Annotated in this window: 19 protein-coding genes and 1 pseudogene; 6 read left to right on the forward strand and 14 right to left on the reverse strand. The window is 55.5% G+C overall.

From position 1 onward, the window contains the following. Positions 1-8: 8 nt before the first annotated feature. Positions 9-965: a hydroxymethylbilane synthase gene (gene hemC / locus AC0L6A_RS03165; protein ID WP_473292150.1), complete on the forward strand. Its 957-nt coding sequence runs from the start codon at positions 9-11 to the stop codon at positions 963-965. 41 nt (positions 966-1,006) lie between these two features. Here hemC and AC0L6A_RS03170 read toward each other — a convergent pair whose 3' ends face one another. The 4 genes from AC0L6A_RS03170 to hemF form a co-directional block, all read right to left on the reverse strand. Then, positions 1,007-2,182 carry an acetyl-CoA C-acyltransferase family protein gene (locus AC0L6A_RS03170; protein WP_473292152.1) on the reverse strand — a complete coding sequence of 392 codons (1,176 nt, stop codon included), beginning with the start codon at positions 2,180-2,182 and terminating at the stop codon, positions 1,007-1,009. Between the two features lie 78 nt (positions 2,183-2,260). Then, a complete protein-coding gene (locus AC0L6A_RS03175) occupies positions 2,261-2,710 on the reverse strand; it encodes a MarR family winged helix-turn-helix transcriptional regulator (protein WP_473292154.1) in 450 nt (149 codons plus the stop codon). 61 nt (positions 2,711-2,771) lie between these two features. After that, on the reverse strand, positions 2,772-3,242 hold the full coding sequence (locus AC0L6A_RS03180; RefSeq protein ID WP_473292155.1) for a hypothetical protein: 471 nt from the start codon (positions 3,240-3,242) through the stop codon (positions 2,772-2,774). Between the two features lie 39 nt (positions 3,243-3,281). Further along, a complete protein-coding gene (gene hemF, locus AC0L6A_RS03185) occupies positions 3,282-4,172 on the reverse strand; it encodes an oxygen-dependent coproporphyrinogen oxidase (RefSeq protein WP_473292156.1) in 891 nt (296 codons plus the stop codon). Positions 4,173-4,302: 130 nt separating this feature from the next. Here hemF and AC0L6A_RS03190 point away from each other — a divergent pair, with 130 nt between their 5' ends. Further along, entirely contained in the window at positions 4,303-4,686 is a 384-nt protein-coding gene (locus AC0L6A_RS03190) for a hypothetical protein (protein ID WP_473292158.1), read from the forward strand. Positions 4,687-4,701: 15 nt separating this feature from the next. Here the strand turns inward: AC0L6A_RS03190 and AC0L6A_RS03195 are convergent, their stop codons facing one another. The 3 genes from AC0L6A_RS03195 to clpS are packed head-to-tail and all read right to left on the reverse strand — an operon-like array spanning position 4,702 to position 6,931. After that, a complete protein-coding gene (locus AC0L6A_RS03195; RefSeq protein ID WP_473292159.1) occupies positions 4,702-5,529 on the reverse strand; it encodes an SDR family NAD(P)-dependent oxidoreductase in 828 nt (275 codons plus the stop codon). A 49-nt stretch (positions 5,530-5,578) separates the two neighbouring features. Then, a complete protein-coding gene (locus AC0L6A_RS03200) occupies positions 5,579-6,568 on the reverse strand; it encodes a class I SAM-dependent methyltransferase (RefSeq protein WP_473292161.1) in 990 nt (329 codons plus the stop codon). Positions 6,569-6,589: 21 nt separating this feature from the next. Next, positions 6,590-6,931: an ATP-dependent Clp protease adapter ClpS gene (gene clpS, locus AC0L6A_RS03205; RefSeq protein ID WP_473292162.1), complete on the reverse strand. Its 342-nt coding sequence runs from the start codon at positions 6,929-6,931 to the stop codon at positions 6,590-6,592. A gap of 407 nt (positions 6,932-7,338) precedes the next feature. Between clpS and AC0L6A_RS03210 the strand changes: the two genes are divergently transcribed. Beyond that, positions 7,339-8,841: a D-alanyl-D-alanine carboxypeptidase family protein gene (locus AC0L6A_RS03210; protein WP_473292163.1), complete on the forward strand. Its 1,503-nt coding sequence runs from the start codon at positions 7,339-7,341 to the stop codon at positions 8,839-8,841. 8 nt (positions 8,842-8,849) lie between these two features. Here AC0L6A_RS03210 and AC0L6A_RS03215 read toward each other — a convergent pair whose 3' ends face one another. From AC0L6A_RS03215 to AC0L6A_RS03235, 5 genes are all read right to left on the reverse strand, one after another. Next, positions 8,850-10,457 (reverse strand): ABC transporter ATP-binding protein, encoded by a 1,608-nt coding sequence (locus AC0L6A_RS03215; RefSeq protein ID WP_473292164.1) that lies wholly within the window; start codon positions 10,455-10,457, stop codon positions 8,850-8,852. Further along, positions 10,454-11,560, reverse strand: a complete 1,107-nt coding sequence (locus tag AC0L6A_RS03220) for an ABC transporter permease (RefSeq protein ID WP_473292165.1) — start codon at positions 11,558-11,560, stop codon at positions 10,454-10,456. Before AC0L6A_RS03220 ends, AC0L6A_RS03215 begins: the two co-directional genes overlap by 4 nt. A gap of 2 nt (positions 11,561-11,562) precedes the next feature. Further along, positions 11,563-12,648 (reverse strand): microcin C ABC transporter permease YejB, encoded by a 1,086-nt coding sequence (locus AC0L6A_RS03225; protein ID WP_473292166.1) that lies wholly within the window; start codon positions 12,646-12,648, stop codon positions 11,563-11,565. 45 nt (positions 12,649-12,693) lie between these two features. After that, positions 12,694-14,592 carry an extracellular solute-binding protein gene (locus AC0L6A_RS03230; RefSeq protein WP_473292168.1) on the reverse strand — a complete coding sequence of 633 codons (1,899 nt, stop codon included), beginning with the start codon at positions 14,590-14,592 and terminating at the stop codon, positions 12,694-12,696. 192 nt (positions 14,593-14,784) lie between these two features. After that, positions 14,785-15,333: a c-type cytochrome gene (locus AC0L6A_RS03235; protein ID WP_473292169.1), complete on the reverse strand. Its 549-nt coding sequence runs from the start codon at positions 15,331-15,333 to the stop codon at positions 14,785-14,787. Positions 15,334-15,452: 119 nt separating this feature from the next. On the opposite strand from AC0L6A_RS03235, the gene AC0L6A_RS03240 reads away from it, so the two are divergent. Continuing rightward, positions 15,453-16,286 carry a prephenate dehydratase gene (locus AC0L6A_RS03240; RefSeq protein ID WP_473292171.1) on the forward strand — a complete coding sequence of 278 codons (834 nt, stop codon included), beginning with the start codon at positions 15,453-15,455 and terminating at the stop codon, positions 16,284-16,286. A 21-nt stretch (positions 16,287-16,307) separates the two neighbouring features. On the opposite strand, the gene AC0L6A_RS03245 is transcribed toward AC0L6A_RS03240, so the two are convergent. After that, complete coding sequence (locus AC0L6A_RS03245) at positions 16,308-16,769, reverse strand: SRPBCC family protein (RefSeq protein WP_473292172.1); 462 nt, start codon at positions 16,767-16,769, stop codon at positions 16,308-16,310. 38 nt (positions 16,770-16,807) lie between these two features. Next, positions 16,808-17,771, reverse strand: a pseudogene (gene nudC, locus AC0L6A_RS03250) (NAD(+) diphosphatase). Positions 17,772-17,950: 179 nt separating this feature from the next. On the opposite strand from nudC, the gene AC0L6A_RS03255 reads away from it, so the two are divergent. Together AC0L6A_RS03255 and AC0L6A_RS03260 are read left to right on the forward strand one after the other, a co-directional pair. Continuing rightward, positions 17,951-18,430 carry a metallophosphoesterase gene (locus AC0L6A_RS03255; RefSeq protein ID WP_473292173.1) on the forward strand — a complete coding sequence of 160 codons (480 nt, stop codon included), beginning with the start codon at positions 17,951-17,953 and terminating at the stop codon, positions 18,428-18,430. Beyond that, entirely contained in the window at positions 18,423-19,838 is a 1,416-nt protein-coding gene (locus AC0L6A_RS03260; RefSeq protein WP_473292175.1) for a 5'-nucleotidase C-terminal domain-containing protein, read from the forward strand. Before AC0L6A_RS03255 ends, AC0L6A_RS03260 begins: the two co-directional genes overlap by 8 nt. Positions 19,839-19,851 lie beyond the last annotated feature (13 nt).

Below are 19,851 nucleotides of genomic sequence, written 5' to 3' on the forward strand. Positions count from 1 at the left end.
CCAACCCCATGACATATGCACTTCCGACCCCCGACGCACCATTGAATATTGGCACACGCGGCAGCCCCTTGGCGCTGGCACAGGCTCGTGAAACGCGCCGCCGCCTGATGGCCGCCTTTGACTTGCCCGAAGCGGCATTTGAAATTGTGGTGATCCACACGACGGGCGATGATCGCGCGATGATCGACGCTGACCGGGCTTTGAAGGAAATCGGCAATAAAGGCCTTTTCACTAAAGAGATTGAAGAGGCGATGTTGGACAGCCGCATCGATATTGCAGTGCATTCGATGAAGGACATGCCGGTTGAACAACCCGAGGGGTTGGTGCTGGATTGCTACCTTCCGCGCGAAGATACGCGTGATGCGTTTGTTTCGATCAACTATCGCTCCATCGCGGACCTTCCAAAGGGTGCGGTCGTAGGTACGTCGTCGCTGCGCCGTAAAGCTCAGCTGCTAAACACCCGGCCCGATCTTAATATCGTCGAGTTCCGCGGAAATGTTCAAACCCGTCTGAAAAAGCTTGAAGATGGCGTTGCCGAGGCGACGTTCCTTGCCATGGCCGGTCTGAACCGTTTGGCGATCGAAGGCGTTCCTAAGACCGCAATTCCAACGGACGTGATGCTGAATGCAGTCGCTCAGGGAGCTATTGGGATTGAGCGCCGTGCCGACGATATGCGCGCAAAGGATATGCTGGACGCGATCCATAATGCCGAGACCGGTCAACGGTTGGCGGCAGAGCGGTCTTTCCTTGGTGCACTTGATGGATCATGTGAGACGCCGATTGCGGCGCTGGCCACACTTGATGGCGATACGCTGACTTTACGCGGTGAAATCCTGCGTACAGATGGGTCAGAAAGCGAAAGTGGCGAGATTTCAGGCAAGATCGCTGATGGCGCCAAGCTGGGCCATGAACTGGCGCAAGAGCTATTGTCACGCGTTGATGACGACTTCTTCGATTGGAAATAAGAAAAGGCCCGGCACAACGACCGGGCCATTCCTTTGGTGTCTTACAAACGCTCGATGGCCAGCGCGATGCCTTGCCCGCCACCGATACACATGGTGATCAACGCCTTTGATCCGCCAATGCGATCCAGCTCGTAAAGTGCTTTGATAGTGATGATCGCGCCTGTCGCGCCGACCGGGTGACCCAGGGCAATGGCGCCGCCATTCGGGTTCACCTTCGCAGGATCAAGGCCAAGCCCTTTGTTCACGGCAATGGCCTGTGCCGCAAAGGCTTCGTTGGATTCGATAACGTCGAAATCCGCGACCGTTAGCCCGGTTTTAGCCAGCAGGTTTTCGACCGCGGGGACTGGGCCGATGCCCATGACCTCGGGTCGTACACCTGCAAGTCCGTACCCGATGATCCGCGCCTTTGGCTTTAGCCCTGCAGCTTTGGCGGCATCAGCGCGTGCCAGCACCATCGCCGCAGCGCCGTCATTGATGCCCGACGCATTGCCTGCCGTAACGGTTCCATCTTTCTGAAACGCTGTGCGCAAGCCGGCCAATGCTTCTGGCGTGGTGGGCTTTGGGTGTTCGTCGCGCGCGAATTGAACGAGCTCACGACGCTGTTTTACCTCGATGGGCACAATCTGGCTGTCGAAATACCCGGCCTCGATCGCCTTAGCGGCACGGGCTTGGCTTTCCAACGCGAAGGCGTCCTGATCCGCGCGGCTAACATCATGTTCCGAGGCCACGTTTTCCGCCGTGATCCCCATGTGTCCGGTGCCAAACGGGCAGTTCAACGCGCCCAGCATCATGTCTTGCGCACCCGTGTCGCCCATCTTCTGACCCCAACGTGCCTGAGGCAGGATGTAGGGCGAACGGCTCATGTTTTCAGCGCCACCAGCGACCGCGAAATCGGCGTCGCCGAGCAATAGGTTTTGAGTGGCCGAAACCACGGACTGAAGTCCGGAGCCACACAGGCGGTTCACGTTCATTGCGGGGGTGGTTTCGGGGATGCCAGCCTCGATCATGGCGACCCGCGACAGATACATGTCGCGGGGTTCAGTGTTGATGACATGGCCAAAGACAACTTGCCCAACCTGACCCGGTTCAACGCCCGAGCGTACCATCGCTTCGCGTGTGACAGTTGCACCTAATGTGCTGGGCGGGATCGCGGCAAGGCTGCCGCCGAAGCCGCCAATGGCGGTGCGGGCACCGTCGAGAATGACAATATCGGACATGGAGTGTTCCCCTTTTTGGTTAGAGGAACTGTGCCTTATTGGCGTGCGTATGTCTTCTGTAACGCTTCGTCAGAAATTTCAGTCTTCTTCAGTTACGCTGGGTTCCAGTCGATTGATCAATTGCTTTACGCGCGACCGAAAATCTGCGTCTTCCCCATCCAGAAGCGCACTGATTTGGGCTTCGTATCCTTCAGCAATTGGGGCCAATGCCTCGATCATATTGCGCCCTTTGGGCGTCAGGCTTAGCTCAATCAATCTTCGGTCTTTCGGGTTGACCGTTTTGGTAACATACCCGGCTGCCTCTAGCCGAGACGCCGCGCGGCTAACCTTTGGTTTGTCCATATCCACACGTGCGTGGATTTCGCGCACGCTGACGCTGTCGGCTTGGCTTAGATGCGCCACCACACGCCATTCAGATACAGAAATGCCGTATGCGTCACGGTAGTGTTTCGCGAACCCAGCGCTGATACGGCTGGACAGAACAGCCAGTTGATAGGGCAAAAAATCGTCGAGCTTGAAACTTGTCACTGGTTAGCCTTTCGTTTCGTTACCAACAATCTGCCTCTTGAAGGCCGGCAAGGCAAGTCGATCAGATCAAGGGATCATAGGCCCATTGCAAAAGCGCCTGTCTTTGGCGTGGTCTGCAAAAGATATCGCCCGGATAACAATTGGCGCGGATCTGACCAGCATGACGCGAAAATGCGCGCCAACGTTTGATTTGGGCGGCATCTGTTTCAGGCAAGCGACGGCCTAAGTGATAGCGGCAGTACCACTGAAACCACCCACGCGGGTCCGGTCCGATGATCCAGCCCTTCTCGCGCCAGATGGACAAAGGTTGACGGCTTTTGATGCCAAAATAGTTGACCGAAGAATCCGGTTTGTCTGTCAGCTTTGCATCATCGAACCAACTGGCGGGAAACTCTTCCCGGCAATCGTTCATGTATTTGCCTTCGAACACCCCCATGGCCAGCATTTCTGCTGGGGTGTGGTGCGGGGTGAAGCTGGGATCGAAATCCTCGCCTTCAGGTGCTTCCAGCCGATACTCATACCCAGACTGCATGCTGTCATTTATGTGGACTATGTCCCCAATTGCCAACGGTTAAACCCACTTTGCCAAAGGTGGCAGGCTCATCAATACTGCGTTGGCGTCGTGCCCAGTGGCCAGCCCGAATTTTGTGCCCCGGTCATAGACAAGATTGTATTCGGCATAGAGGCCGCGATGCACAAGTTGCGTGTCTTTGTCCGCTTCGTCCCAAGGCGTATTCCGGCGCTTTTCTGTGATAGGAACGAAGGCCGGCAAGAAGGCGCGGCCAATGTCTTGTGTCAGTGCGAAATCGGCAGCCCAGTCCCCCGTGTTTCGGTCATCCATGAAGATCCCACCCACACCACGCGCGCGGCCACGATGGGGGATATAGAAATACTCGTCCGCCCAGGCCTTCAGCTCGGGGTAAAGCGCCTCGCTATGCGGGTCCAGATGCTGCTTTTGCACGTCATGGAAATGCGCGGTGTCTTCGTCATATTCGATGCACGGGTTCAGGTCGGACCCACCACCGAACCACCACGCGCCCGGCGTCCAGAACATGCGCGTGTTCATGTGAACGGCGGGGCAGTGCGGGTTTTGCATATGCGCCACCAGCGAAATGCCCGAGGCCCAGAACTGCGGATCCTCTTCGATCCCCGGCACGCCGCGCGCCGCCATGGCTTGCTGAGCGGGTTTGCCAAGCGTGCCGTATACGGTCGAGACATTCACGCCAACCTTCTCAAACACCCGGCCACCACGCATGACACTCATCAGCCCGCCGCCTGCATCTGATCCGTCGTCGGATTGTCGGGTGGTTTCAGTGATTTCAAACCGTCCGGCAGGTTCAGTGGCAAAAGGACTATCCATCTGACTGTCTTCCAGTGCCTCGAATGCGGCAACAATCTGGTCGCGTAGCGTGCGGAACCACGCGCTGGCCTGTTCCTTCTGGGCGGTCATTTGGTCGGTCATGAAAGGCTCCGCTTGCTGCATCCAATTCTATTGGGGAGGAGCTATCAGCATTTCCCCCCGCGGCAAAGAGGGGAGTTTTGTACAGTGAGTTATCCGAAAAGGTATTCGCGAAAACGAACGAGGGTTAAACATGCGTGTTCTAATTATGGCGACAACTGCAGCTGCTTTCCTTGCTGGCTGTCAAACGACCACGACACAACAGGTGTCTGCAAAGCAAGTTCCTTCGCAGTGCCGCTCGGCCGTCGCTGAGAAGATTGAGACGCTCAACCAAGAGATCGCCCGCCTGCAAACCGAGGTCGACCGTGGCTATCAGACTCCCAATTCGCCCGTCAAAGTTTCGAACCCATTGAAGCTCTGTAAAGGGGTTGTCCCATTTGTCAGTGTTTGCCTGCCAACACCTCAGATCAATTCGACTTTGCCGACTTTTCAAGAGTACAAACAGGCAAAAGCTGATTTGAAGGCGCGCGAAGCGGAACGCGAAGCCCTGCTTTCTGCAAACCCGAACTGCAAATAAGGCTTGGTATCGCGCTTAATGCGCTGGATTGCCGACCACATCCAATAGGCTGCGCCCGCCGTCGACGTTTAAGATGTGACCGGTCATGAAACTTGACCCTTCCGAGGCAAGGAACTGTACCGCTTCGGTGATTTCGGATGCGGCTGCAATCCGGCCCAAAGGGGTACCTTCGATGATGTCTTCGCGGGTTTCAGGTTCTTCACGGATCGTGTTGCGCAAGCTTGCGCTCATCAATGAGCCAAAGGAAACAGCGTTTACGCGAATTCGATTTGGGGCCAGTGCTACCGCCAATGACCGGGTCATTTGATCCACCGCTGCCGAAGCAATTGAATAAGCCATCAGACCCGGTTGCGTGCGCGTTGATGCTATTGAAGACAAGTTCACGATCGCCCCCAATGGGGTTTCGTGATCATCTTCGCTTAAATCTTCCCCCTGCAAAATCATGCGTTTTGCGACCTGCTGGCTTAGACGCAGGCTGGTCATCAGGTTTTGATCCAACAGAGTCGCGACGGATTTATCATCGGTGTCCAACGGGTCTGCCAACGCCACTTGGCGGGATGCATTGATCAGAATATCGACCCTCTCAAACGCGTCTATCGTGGCAGATAGCAGATTGGCGATCGTAAGCTTTTCACGCAGATCACCCGCAAAGATACGCGTGTTTCCGGCGTCGTCCTCATCCCCATCAGGATTGGGACCCCATTCATCCAGAAGACCTGCTTCGTCCATGTCCGCGCAGATCACATTGGCACCATGATCGGCAAAGTGCCGGGCGATCGACAGACCGATGCCGTTGGCAGCCCCGGTGACAATGACGGTCTTGCCTGCAATGGAAAAGGACATCTGTTTCTCCTGTCTGTGAGGCGATTCCCTCGGGCGAGCCTAGCGGATCTTAGCGCGTCACGCGATGAGGTTTCAGGCCCGCCAAAAGCTTGAAGCCCGCAGTGCCGCCGAGGTCTTCAACCACGCGGAAATGCTTGGCCAACGTATCTTCATATGGAAGGTGGCGGTTTGCGACCATGACGAAACGGCCCGATGGTTTCAGAATGCGGGCTGCTGATTTAATGAACGCTTGCCCCAGCTCAGGACGACCAGCGCGGCTGGTATGAAACGGAGGGTTCGAGATCACGACATCATAGGGCAGGTCTGGTGTAAAACTTGTCGCATCGTCCCAGATAAAACGCACGCGCGGATCGTCAATGTTGCGGCGTGCGCAGTCCAGTGCGGACCGGTCGGCCTCAATCAGATCCAGCGTTTCAACACCTTCGCGAGATAAGATGTGTCGGGACAGATAGCCCCAGCCCGCACCCAGATCCGCGACGCGGCCGTTAATGGCGTCGGGCATGGCGGCAGCCAGAACCTCAGACCCTTTGTCAAATTTCTCGGCCGAAAACACGCCTGGCCGTGTCACAAATCCCTCTGGAAGATGAATGTCAGCGGCCTTCCATTCAGGTGCGTCCAACCCCTGAAACCAAACGAGCTTTCCATGAGCTTTCGACAAGTGTCCTAGATTGCTTGCGTGTTTCTTAAGTGCTTTCAGATGGCTGTCCAAGCCGTCAGTCTTCTGGCCATCCAGAACAACCAACCCACCCTCTGTCGCCAGATTGGCGGCATGCAACCATGCTTGCGCCAACGCTTTGGACCTTGGGGCACAAATCACTGCTGCGGCGAACCCATTTTCGGGAAAGTCACTGACGACGTTGTATCCGCGGGCCTGCCAAAAGGTCACATCGGGATAGAACTGGCTGTAGATCGTAACGCGATCTTTCGGAAGAGCATAGAATTCGTGCTCGGTCGTAGGGCCAATAACAAGAATTGGACCGTCCGAAGGCAGCGTGATCAGCCCATCATCAAGGGCTATGGGCAAACGTGTTTGAAGCATCTTAGAACCCGCGCGCGGCGGTCATTCCTTTTCCATGGTGCATTGCAGTGGGTGTTGGTGTTCCCGCGCCAGCTGCATGACTTGTGTGACCTTTGTTTCGGCGATCTCGTACGAAAAGACACCGGCAACAGCCAGACCTTTTTTGTGGACAGTCAACATCAGCTCGAACGCCTGTGAATGGTTCATGCCGAAAAATCGTTCCAAAACCATGACGACAAACTCCATTGGGGTGAAGTCATCGTTCAGCAAAAGCACCTTATACATCGGCGGGCGTTTGGTCTTTGGCTTTGTCGCTACTGCAAGGCCAGCCTCGCCGTCATCATCGGGGTGGCCCGAGGACAGGATGATTGGGGATGTTGTCATCTAGACATCGCTCCTTGGGTTGCAGTCAAAGGCATCCGGGTCACACAATATATGTTCTGCCTACGCCCTGAAAAGGGGAAGGGGGCAAACTACTCGGGTTGGCTCATACAAAATGGGGGCGCAAGCCTCAACAATTGGTTTCTTTGCATCGGCAAGATGTGGCAAATCAAGCGCGCAATTCTGGGCGGTCCTTCGACGATCGAACCCCAAGGCTATGGCAGATGTTGTGAGCACAGGGAAGTGGCCCCCCTACATCTGGCGTTATGTGGCGGGACGTGACCCGCAAGCCACGCTATAGAGCTTTGAAAATAAGCAGTTTCCCAAAAGTTTTCTGCATGCTAGCCTGAAAAAAACAAATCAGCTGGACAAAAGATCTGGCGATTGAGGCAGAAAAGGTAACCGTCGTGATGACGCGTTTAAAGCAGTTGGCCCGTTTCGGGCTATTTCTTGCAGTTATTGGCTGTATGGTTTTCTCCATGTCCGCGCGTGCGCAAGCTGCGCCCTATGCGGCTATGGTCATTGATGCGCGTACCGGTAAAGTGCTGCACGCCCGCAATGCGGATACCCGTCTACATCCGGCCTCACTAACCAAAATGATGACGCTGTATGTTGCGTTTGAAGCCATTAAGCATGGTGAAATATCAGCCGATACGGTTGTGACCATCACGGCCAAGTCTGCGGCAGAGCCCCCGTCGAAGCTGGGTCTGCGCAAAGGGCAGAAAATTAAGATGCGCTATCTGATCCGCGCTGCCGCTGTGAAATCCGCCAACGATGCTGCCACAGCGATCGGCATTGCGATCTCGGGTTCCGAAGCTGCTTTTGCGCGTCGTATGAACCGCACCGCTAAAGCACTGGGCATGACACGTTCGCATTTCAAAAACGCCCACGGTCTTACAGAAAGCGGACACTTGTCCACGGCACGTGATATGACGACGCTTGGTCGGCATCTGTTTTATGATCATCCTGGCTACTATAACCTGTTCTCGCGACGCTCGACCCATGCGGGGATGAAGTCCGTGAACAACACCAACCGCCGTTTCTTGAACAGCTATAAAGGTGCGGATGGTATCAAGACCGGATTTACCAATGCTGCAGGGTTTAACCTTGTTGCGTCTGCTGAGCGTGGGCAAGAGCGGATCATCACCACCGTTTTTGGTGGACGTTCCACCGCCTCGCGCAATGCTAAAGTGGCCGAGTTGATGAATTTGGGCTTTCGCCGTGCACCCAGCAGGGCCGCTGTACGCAAGCCTGCCCCACCCCTATATGCGGGGAATGTGGGAGGCGCCGCCCCGGTGGTTGAGCCGGGTGCCGCAGGAAAGACCATTCGCCTGATCACTGCCGTCAAACGCAGCCCGCGCCCCGCGCCCCGGCCTGTTGCAGCGCAAGAGCCCGTCGTTGATACCCAATTGGCCAGTCTGACCGACAGCATCAAAGACGCTGTTGTCGCTGCTACGGACGCAGCGCCTACGACACCTGAAGCCGAGGCCATCGCATTGGTCCCTACGATTGAAACCACGCCCTCTCAGCCCTTCGGGAATGAGCCCGCAATTGCGCAGGCAGCCATGGCTTCCCCGCCACCGCGCCCTGCTGCGATCATCCTGACGTCGCTGGAACCAGCCACAAAACCTGCAGATGCAGCGCCCGAAATTGTAACCCGGATGTCCACATCCGGTGGCAGGCACTATGCGATCAATGTTGGTGTTCTGGGGTCTCGTTATCAAGCTGAACGGCGGTTGCTTAAAACGGCCTTGCGCGAGATCGACACGTTGGACGAGGCTTTGCGCAAGGTTGTGAAGCGTTCGGACGGGTGGCATGCGAACTTTGTCAGCATGACGCAGGAACAGGCCGACTTGGCTTGCCGTCGCCTAAACGCGCGCAATACACGCTGTAAGGTGATGGGGCCGTCCTGATAGCTTGATTACTGAGATACCGCGTCGCTGGCTTTCAGATCAAAGGCAGCGGCCATCAGTGCGCGCGTGTAGTCCGTTTCAGGTGCGTCAAACACTTGATCCGCGTCACCGCTTTCCACGATGTCACCGGCACGCATGACCAAAACTTTGTGGCTTAGCGCGCGCACCACCCTAAGATCATGGCTGATAAACAGATACGCCAGCCCATGTTTCTTCTGTAGTCCACGCAACAGCTCGACAATCTGGACCTGTACGGTCATATCAAGCGCTGAGGTCGGTTCGTCCAAAACCACCAACTTGGGGCGTAGGATCATGGCGCGCGCAATGGCGATGCGCTGGCGTTGCCCGCCTGAAAACTCGTGCGGATAGCGATGCATTGTGGATGGATCGAGGCCCACCTCCTCCATGATTTCGGCCACCATTTCACGCCGATTCCGACCGGGCTCTAGGCCATGAACTGATAGTCCTTCGGCGATGATCTCCTCGGCCGTCATTCGCGGCGAAAGCGAGCCATAGGGGTCTTGGAACACGATCTGCATGTCACGTCTAAGCGGCTGCAATTGGCGCGACTTAAGCCCCTGAATGCTGTCGCCCATAAAGACTATTGGTCCGTCCGAGCTGATCAGCCGCATCACGGCAAGCGCGAGCGTTGTTTTGCCCGACCCGCTTTCGCCGACAATGCCGACGGTTTCGCCAGCACGTACGTTGAAGGATGCAGCGTTCACCGCTTTGATGTGTCCCACAGTGCGACGCATCAACCCACGTTGAATTGGGAACCAGATGCGCAGGTCTTTGGCCGAAGCGATCTCAGGCGCGTCGGCAGGGACTGGATCGGGTTGGCCGTGTGTCTCGGCTCCAAGAAGCATCTTTGTATAGTCGTGCTGCGGGTTCTCGAACACGTCCGCGGTCGGGCCGGTCTCGACAATCTCGCCATCTTTCATCACGCAAACTCGATCCGCAATCCGACGCACAATGCCAAGGTCGTGTGTGATGAACAGAAGGCTCATATCCTCGCTTCGCTTCAGGTCAGCCAGAAGATCAAGGATCTGTGCCTGAATGGTCACGTCCAGCGCTGTGGTGGGCTCATCTGCGATCAAAAGTTCCGGTCCATTGGCCAGCGCCATGGCGATCATCACGCGTTGTCTTTGTCCACCCGATAGCTGGTGCGGATAGTGCATAAGCCGCGTTTCTGCGTCACGAATGCCTACCTTTTCCAAAAGCTCAAGAATGCGCACCCGAACGGCGTCGCCGGTCAGCCCCTGATGCAGCTGGATCGATTCCGCCATCTGCTTTTCGATCGTGTGCAGCGGGTTCAACGACGTCATCGGTTCTTGAAAGATAAAGCTGATGTCGTTGCCGCGCACATCGCGCAGGTCAGACTTTGACGCGCCGATCATCTCGCGCCCTTCATAGGTGATTGAGCCTGTAACTTCGGCGCTGTCTGGTAGAAGCGACACGGTGGACAAGGCGGATACGGATTTCCCCGATCCACTTTCGCCAACCAAGGCAACGGTTTCACCCTTTTCGACACTAAAGCTGATACCACGTACCGCCGGGTGTGATTGTCCATCTTGTCGGAAGCTGACGCTTAGGTTGTTGACGGTCAAAAGGCTCATTGGAAGGTCTTTCTTGGGTCAAACGCGTCCCGCACACCTTCGAAGATGAAGACGAGCAGCGACAGTAGGATTGAGAATGTCATGAAGGCCGTAAAGGCCAACCACGGCGCTTGCAGGTTTTGCTTTGCTTGCCTGGTTAGTTCACCCAGTGATGGGGAAGAGGACGGCAAGCCGAAGCCAAGGAAGTCCAGCGTGGCTAGGGTTGAGATCGTGCCGGTGATGATAAAGGGCAGCATCGTCAGAGTGGCAACCATGGCGTTGGGCAGCACGTGACGGTACATGATCACGCGATTGGATACCCCCAAAGCGCGGGCGGCACGGACGTATTCGAAATTACGTGCGCGCAGGAATTCTGCACGCACCACGCCGACCAGTGCAGGCCAACCGAACAGCACGGTGACAAAGACCAAAAGCCAGAAACTTCGCCCAAGGATCGCGAATAGAATGATGATCACGTAAAGCGATGGGGTTGAGGACCAGATCTCGAGTATCCGTTGGAAAATCAAGTCGATCCAACCGCCAAAATAGCCCTGAATGGCACCCGCCGCGACACCAATGATCGACGTGAGAAGTGTCACGATTATCGTAAAGAACACGGACAGACGGAAGCCATAGATCACCCGTGCCAACACGTCGCGCGCGGTATCGTCGGTGCCCAGAACGTGTTTGGCATCAGGCGCGCTGGGGGCTGCCCCGTCAATGTCATTGATGGTTGTGTAGCTATAGGGGATCGGCGGCCAGACCATCCAGCCCTTGTTGATTGGTTCGCCATCAAGCGTGCCTGATTTCGCCTCGGCAATCACGTCTTCGGGGTTGTCCCAGCAGGCTTCGGACCCTTGCGCGATGATCAGGCATTTCACCTCGATATCGCCATAGACGGCCTCGGTCTTGAAATCGCCTCCGAATGCAGTCTCCGGGTAGAACTTTAAGACGGGCATGTAATAGCCGCCATCGTATTTCACCAAGATCGGCTTGTCGTTCGACAGAAGCTCGGCAAAGAGCGACAGGCCAAACAGGATCGAGAAGATAATCAGCGACCAGAAGGCGCGGCCATTCCGACGGAAATTGCGCCAACGGCGTTGGTTCAGGGGGGAAAGAGCCATGATCAGACCTCCCTCCCTTCAAAGTCGATGCGCGGGTCGACGAACACATACATCAGGTCAGACAGGATGCCGATCAGCAGTCCCAAAAGGCCAAAGACGAAGAGCGTTCCGAAGATGACAGGGTAGTCTCGTGCCAGTGCAGCCTCATACCCCAGACGCCCAAGTCCATCGAGCGAGAACAGAGTTTCGATGATCACCGAGCCGCCGAAGAAGACGCCAAGGAAAACCGATGGAAAGCCTGCGATCACGATCAGCATCGCATTGCGAAAGACGTGGCCGTAAAGCACTTTGTTTTCGGCCAGACCTTTGGCGCGGGCGGTGACCACGTATTGCTTCTTGATCTCGTCCAGAAAGCTGTTCTTTGTCAGCAGCGTAAGCGTCGCGAAACTGGCAATTGTCGATGCCAGCACTGGCAAGGTGATGTGCCACAGGTAATCAACGATTTTGCCCCAAAGCGAAAGCTCGGACCAGTTGTCTGATGTCAGGCCCCTGAGCGGGAACCATTGTAGGTATGATCCACCCGCAAACAGCACCAGCAAAAGGATCGCAAACAGGAAACCGGGAATGGCATAGGCCACGATGATGATGCCCGAAGTCCAGGTGTCAAACTTTGACCCGTCCCGTACGGCTTTCTGGATGCCCAAGGGGATCGAAATCATGTACGCGATGACCGTTGACCACAGTCCAAGCGTGATCGACACGGGCATCTTTTCAGCCACCAATTCGAACACGCCAATAGATCTGAAATAGCTTTCCCCAAAATCCAGCCGCATATAGTTCCAGATCATTGTGAAAAAGCGTTCAAGTGGCGGCTTGTCGAAGCCGAACTCTTTCTCGAGCTCTGCAATGAATTCCTCGGGCAAACCACGCGCGCCCAGATAGCGTTCATCGCCGCCACCAGCGGCTTCACCACCGGGATCGCCCCCGCCTGAAATGCTTTCGAACACATCCCCGCCGCCTTCCATCTGGGCGATGATCTGTTCAATCGGGCCACCGGGCACGAATTGCGTCAGCGTGAAATTGATCACCATGATCCCGAAAAGGGTCGGGATGATCAAAAGCAATCTACGCAGAATATATGCGCCCATTGGGGGTTCCTTGTTTTGTTTGGCTGTTGCCGGTCTGTGCCGGGTTTACTTCAGCACGCCTGCCTCTTTCAACGCGGCTTCTTTGTCTGCGTCGATCCACCAGAAAGCCAATTCACCCAATGACAGAGGGGGAAGGTTCTCGGGGTGGCCGAACATATCATAGAACGCCACGGTATGTTTGTTCTTGTACCACTGCGGGATGGTGAAGCCGATTTGGCGTAAGACACGATCCAGTGCATTGGTTGAGGTTCGAAGTTCATCCAGCGTCTCAGATTTCGCAACGATGGGCAGCAGGGCGTCCACCGCCGGATCGCGCAGGCGCATCAGATTGCGCGAGCTGTCCTCTGCAGTTTTCGAATGGAACCACTGTTCCAGTCCGGTCCCCGGTTCAAATCCCATGCTGATGGAATGAGTAACAAGGTCGAAATCGCCTGATCGCGTGCGTTCAATATATTGGGGGATGTCTACGCGATCGAGCTTTGCATCAACGCCCAGCTGTTTCAGGTTCTCAACCAGCGGATTGATAACGCGATCAAACGACGGGCTATAGGCCAGGAACACGGCGCTCATGCGTGCGCCGTCTTTTTCAAGGAACCCGCTGCTTCCGATTTCCCAACCGGCCTCTTCCAGAAGCTTGTTGGCCTGACGGTAGAACTTGCGCGAGGGCTGGTTTTCCTTGGCGTCATGTACGGGTGGCATGACGGCCGCGTCGGTCAATATGCTCTCTGGCAGCAGGTTTTGCTCAACCAGAGGCGTTAAGATGGCGACTTCGCCGTCGCTTGGAGTTCCGGATGCACCAAGGTCGATGCCGGGCCAGAAGCTATCAACACGGCTGTAAAGGCCGCGGAACAGGGCATCGTTCGACCATTCGAAATTGAACATCAGGCCAAGCGCTTCACGCACTTTGGAATCCTGCCATTCAGGTTTGTCGAGATTGAAGATGAAGCTTTGCGCTGTGCCGACCGTTCCGTCAGGAAATTCAGCTTTTATGGCGTGGCCGTCGCGCAGATTTGGGAAATCGTAATCCTCGGCCCAGATTTGGGACGAGTTTTCGGTGCGGAACGTATAGGTGCCCGCTTTGAACCCCTCCATCGCGGCCGTTCCGTCTGCAAAGTAGATGGCCGAGATGCTGTCGAAGTTGTTCTGCCCAACTGAAAGGGGATGCTCTGCGCCCCAGTAATTGGGGTCACGCACATAGCTTACATTGCGGCCATACTCGTATTCCCCAAGTTTATAGGGGCCGGTTGCCATGAACAGACCATCAGATTTTTCGTCAATGCGCGTGCCGGTTTCTTCGAACCATGCTTTGGACAGAGCAAGACTGTTGCCCGCAAAACCGATCCGGTCGCGCATAGGGGCGTCATCAACAAATGTGTATTTCACCTGCAAGGGTCCGGTTACCTCGACGCCCTCGACGACAGTGCCGATAATGTTGCGGTATTCGGCAATGCCCTGTTCCACAAAAAGGTTGTGGCTGAACGCGATGTCTTCGGCGGTCAGCGGTGAGCCATCCCAGAACCGCACATCGTCACGCAAATTGAAAATCACCCAAGATAGGTCGTCAGGGTACTCCATTGTCGTGCAGAGGAAGCAGTAAGAGCCATACGGGTCGTCCGCTGTGCTTATGAGGAGACGTTCATACCCAATGGTCGACATGGTGACCGTGGTGCCTTTGCGGGTGAAAAGATTGAAGCTGTCAAAGGTTCCTTGCGCCCAGGTGGAGAACTCTCCCCCCTTGGGGGCATCCGGATTTACATAGTCCAGATGGGTGAAATCCGGGCCATACTTCAGCTCTCCGAAGTTGGAATAGCCGTGGCTGACGGTGGCTTCGCCTTTGGCCGCCAATGGAGCCAACGCCAAAAACACGCCTGTCGCCAGTCCAAGCCCAAGCGTCAAAGCGCGATTGTCTGGCCGGGCAAGGGCTTTCGTCTGTGCGTTTCTCATGGCGTCACCTCCGTTAACCGTGCGAAATTCGTTGTACCGAGTAAAAGGCGCTGCCCAGTAACATTCAAGGCGCGAATTGGTGAACGAGGTGTTAAACGCCCGTTCGCTGCCTGTTTTCACGTTTTCCGTCTGCAAAATAGAAAAAGGCCGCCCGGTGTGGGGCGGCCTTTCTAAGAATTGCAATCGAGGCGATTAGCCGCCGATGGTTGCAAGATACGCGATCAAGTTGGCGCGATCTTTATCTTTCTTCAGACCCGAGAAGGTCATTTTGTTGCCTGGTGCGAAGGCTTTCGGGTTGGCCAGCCATTCGTTCAGCGTGTCGATGGTCCAAGCGTCGGCGCTCATGCCGGCAAGAACGTCCGAGTATCCGAAGCCATCAATGCTGGCGATCGGGCGGTCAACCAGACCGTACAGGTGCGGGCCGGTTCCGTTGGCGCCATCTTCCAATTTGTGACAGGCTTTACACTTGCCCCAAACTTTCGCGCCTTTGTCTACGTCGGCTGCAGCAACCATATCAGCAAAGGGAACGGCTTCTTCCGCTTCTTCCGCTGCGTGATCATCGCTTTCGGTGGCGATGACATAACCTGTGGCGGCTGCATGTGCATCGTCGCCATGGCCTGCGCCATGTCCCCCGCCGCTGGTGTCAAACAGGGCACTGGCGGCCCAGCTGCCCAGCAAAAGAACCAAGAGCGTGCCAATCACGGCACCGCTCGCTTTAGTAACTGTCATTGTGTCGAACATGTCGCGTTCCGTCTCATCCAAAGTCAGAAGCCTTCTAGCCGCTTCCCTTGTATGTTTTCAAGCGATATGACGCGCGACTAATCGTCCTTTAACGCTAACCTGCAGGGAGGGTCCGCAAAATGACCAGTCGAATCGCCTTTCAAGGAGAGCCAGGTGCCTATTCGCACGAGGCTTGTCAGGCAGCCAGACCGCATATGGAAGCTATGCCCTGCGAATCTTTTGACGAGGTCATCGCCGCGGTGCGTTCGGGTAAGGCTGAACAGGCCATGTTGCCCATTGAAAACACGACTTATGGCCGTGTTGCGGATATTCACCGTCTGCTGCCCGAAAGCGGACTGCACATACTGGACGAAGCCTTCGTGCGGGTGCGCATCAGCCTGATGGGTCTGCCCGGAGTTGCGATTGAAGATATCAAATTGGTGCGCGCCCATCCGGTGCTGCTGCCCCAATCTGCAAATTTCTTGAAACTTCACGGTATGCGCGGTGTTGGTGCCGCTGACAGTGCAGGGGCGGCCGCGAATCTGGCAAAGTCGAAAGTGACTGGCGAAGGTGTGTTGGCATCCGCGCTAGCGGCCGAGATTTATGGGCTGAACCTGTTGGCCGAAGATGTTGAGGACCACGGCCACAATACCACGCGTTTTGTGATTATGGGACGTGAGCCCAATCTTGAGCGACGTGGCGACCACGGGATGATCACCACCTTTGTGTTTGAAGTCCGAAATATTCCCGCAGCGCTTTACAAAGCGATGGGTGGATTTGCGACAAACGGTGTGAACATGACCAAGCTGGAAAGCTACATGGTGGATGGCTCGTTCAACGCCACGCGCTTTTATGCCGATATCGATGGTCATCCTGACGATCAGGACGTTCAGCTAGCGCTTGAAGAGCTGGCCTATTTCACATCGACTTTGGAGATTTTGGGTGTCTACCCGCGCGATCCAGCCCGCGACTGATCTGCGAAACGGTGCAATGGATCAAGTGCGATGGCGCTCTTCGATTGTTGTCGCAAACTCGGAAATGCGCTTGCGGAATCTGCGCAGCATCGTACTGCGTGCAAGCTTCAGCGACTGGATGAGCAATCGCGCCGGGATCGTTTTTGGGCGCATTTCGACACTGATAGTCATGCGCGTGCGGTTTCTCGATAGTGACAACAACTCGACATCGACATCGACGTTAAGGCCTGCAACTTTCGCCCAGACACGCAGGTGATTGGGGCGGTCAAATTCGTCCACGGTGATATCGGCCAAGCGTTCGCGATTGCGGTAGATGAATTTGGCCTGCCAGCCCATTCCTTGCCCCGGCTGGGGCACAGCGTCGGTCCGTTGCACTTCAGCACCGCGACGCAAGGCAGCGAGTTCAAAGCTTTCGAAATCGGTCACGGCTTCGAACACCTGATCAATGGTCGCTTCGATATCTTCATGGGTTTTGATCTTCATCGATCGCTCCTGCCGTTCGCCTCGTTTGCAAAATGAAGCTAGTCCAGTCGATCTGCAAGCCAGTTTTCCAACAGAAATTGGGCAATAGCCCCTTTTCTGGCTGGCTTGATGTCCGGATTGCGGCCCGCGAATATATCCAGCATGTCTTCACGCGTGATCCATCGCGCGTCAGCAAGTTCGTTCGGATCCAGCGTGATTTCGGTCGATGTAGCCTGCCCCCAAGTGCCCACCATCAGCGACGAAGGGTAGGGCCAAGGCTGAGAAGCCAGATATCCAACGGGTCCGACCTGTACACCAGACTCTTCAAAAACCTCGCGGCGGGTGGCGGCTTCAATGGTTTCGCCCGGCTCCAGAAAGCCGGCAAGCAGTGAATACATATCTTCTGGCCAGCCAACGCCGCGCCCGACCAGAACCGAGTTTCCATGTGTGATCAGCATAATGACAACGGGATCCGTGCGCGGAAAATGGGATCGGCCGCAGGCCGCGCAATCGCGTTGCCATCCCCCCATCGTCGCAACGGTTTCTTCTCCACAATTGGCGCAAAATCTATGAATACGATGCCATTCAAGAATGGACCGAGCTGTTGCGGCTATTTCGGCATCGTCGGGGCTTAACCCTGCCATGATCGCGCGCAGTTCGCCAAATCCCATGTCTGACGGGAACGCTGGATGGTGCTGGATGCTTTGATCTACAAACTGAGTTGCATCTGGCAAGTCGCCACTTCTGATCCCAATTAGAAACATCCAGTGCGAAAATGGGCTCGTCATTTAGACGACCCAGATATGTTAGTGGGGCAGCTTGAAATTCATCAGGCAACTCGGCTTGCTGCAAAAACGCCAAGACCCAACCATGTGCGTCAGGCCGCATCAAGGGCTTCCCACGCCAAAGCGGCAAAAGCTTTGATGCCTGCGCCAGCTGGTGCAGCTGCTCTAGATCAGAACGGATTTCCGCATCCCGGTTCAGTTGGCCCGCAGCAAACGTGACCTGTTCGGCTATTTTCATTGGGTGGGATCCTGTTTTGATGCTCTGCCGGCACGCTATCAGAGAGAGCCGCGCTGTCCAGTTTGGATACAGATTCGCCACTAAATTGACATTTTACAACGATAGGAAGAGTTCAAAGGTCAATCACCACCAAAAGGGGCTGTTGGGGGTGAGGATTGGTATAAGGGGAAAGTAATTTAATGAGGCACTTTGTTCAGGAGCCTGTGGGGGGGCAAACCTCTCGGGTGAACTTGCGCATATTGGCAACAACCGATTTGCATATGAATATCCTGCCATATGACTACCACTCCGACCGTAAGGCAGGTGGATGGGGTCTGGCGCGGACGGAAAAGTTGATTGAAGCCGCCCGGGCTGAAGCGACTAATGTGATCTTGTTGGACAACGGGGATTCACTTTACGGATCGGCTTTGGGTGAAGGCATTGCGCCTTGTATTGAAAATGAAACCAGTTTTCATCCGATGATCCGTGCAATGAATCACTTAAAATATGATGCGGTGAATTTGGGAAATCATGACTTTGATCGCGGGCGCGAAGCAGTCATCAACGCGGTACGAAACGCAAGCTTTCCGGTTCTGTCTGCAAACGCCAGAATCCACGAGAATCCGAAGCGATTCCACGATCAAGCCTTACACGTTGCTACGACGTCAGGTCATGGATGAGATTGGTGCCACGCACGATCTTTGCATCGGGGTGATTGGTTTTTTACCGCCGAACTCTTTGCAGCAAGCCAAAATTCAAACCGCCGACATCGTTGAAACGGCACAGCGCCACATTCCCGAAATGAAGATGCTTGGGGCGGATGTGATCATCGCTTTGGCGCATAGCGGGTTGGGTTCCGACGCACATGTTCCGGGAATGGAGAACGTGTTGCGGCCCCTGTCACGGGTGCCCGGCATTGACGCTATTATTGGTGGCCACACGCATCAGGTGTTTCCTGTCGAAGATGGCGAAAAACCGCACCCAGAAACTGATGGCAACAGCTCTGGGCTGCTGAACGGTGTGCCAACCGTGATGCCTGGATTTTGGGGATCTCATTTGGGCATCGTGGACCTTGGGGTCGAGTTCGGCGACGGGCGCTGGAACGTATGCAGTAAAGCCGCCAGTCTGAAAGCTGTTGAGGAGCAATCTGCGCGTGACGCCCAGGTAACGTCGAAAGCTCGGACCGGGACTCTGGAATCGCTATTCGCTGATCTCCATGACGCGACACGCGCCGCCATGCAGGCAGGTGTGGGTGAGACCACAAAGCCGCTGGATAATTTCTTTACGCTGGTTGGTGCAGATAGTGCAACCCGTTTGGTTCAGTTGGCCATGATGGATCATGCGCGCAATTGTCAAAAGGCATTGGGGTTAGAGAATCTTCCCGTTCTGGCAGCAGGTGCTGCGTTCAAATCCGGGGGGTTTGGTGGGCCTGACTACTATACCTCATTGCCCGCGGGGCGCATGACACAGCGATCTTTGGCGGACCTGTATTTGTTTCCAAATAGCTTTGCCTTAGTCAAAGTCACAGGGGCATTTCTGCGAAATTGGTTAGAGCGGTCATGTAGTATTTTTAATCAGGTTCTGCCTGGTCAGCGTGCCATACAGCTGAAAGACGATGGTGTGCCGGGATATATTCATGAAAGCGTTCTGGGGCTGACCTACGAAGTTGATCTGACCCAACCTTCGCGCTTCTCCCCCGCCGGAGTGCATACTGGTTCGGGAAGCGGCCGAATTCAGTCCCTGTGCTTCAATGGGCATGCAGTGCAAGACGATCAGAAGTTTTTGCTGGCAACCTCGGATTACCGCGTGCTGGGGGGTGGAAATTATCCGATACCAAATGCGGAAGACATCCTGCCTGTCGTCCCAGTCGAAATTCGCGAACTTCTGTCGGATTATGTCGCGCAACAGAACCGGATCGACGTTGATTCCGATCCAAGTTGGCGCTTTTCGCCGGTGAAAGATGCCTCAATATGGTTCCGCTCGTCGCCCCATGGGGCGAGCGCCGCTGTTACCTATCCTTGGCTCAAGGTAACTGAACTTGAGGCGAAAGACGCCCGCGGTTTCGCTTGTTACGAGCTTGCGCTGTAAGGCTTGCATCCAC

The sequence above is a fragment of the Aliiroseovarius sp. D2-2 genome (assembly GCF_055809455.1).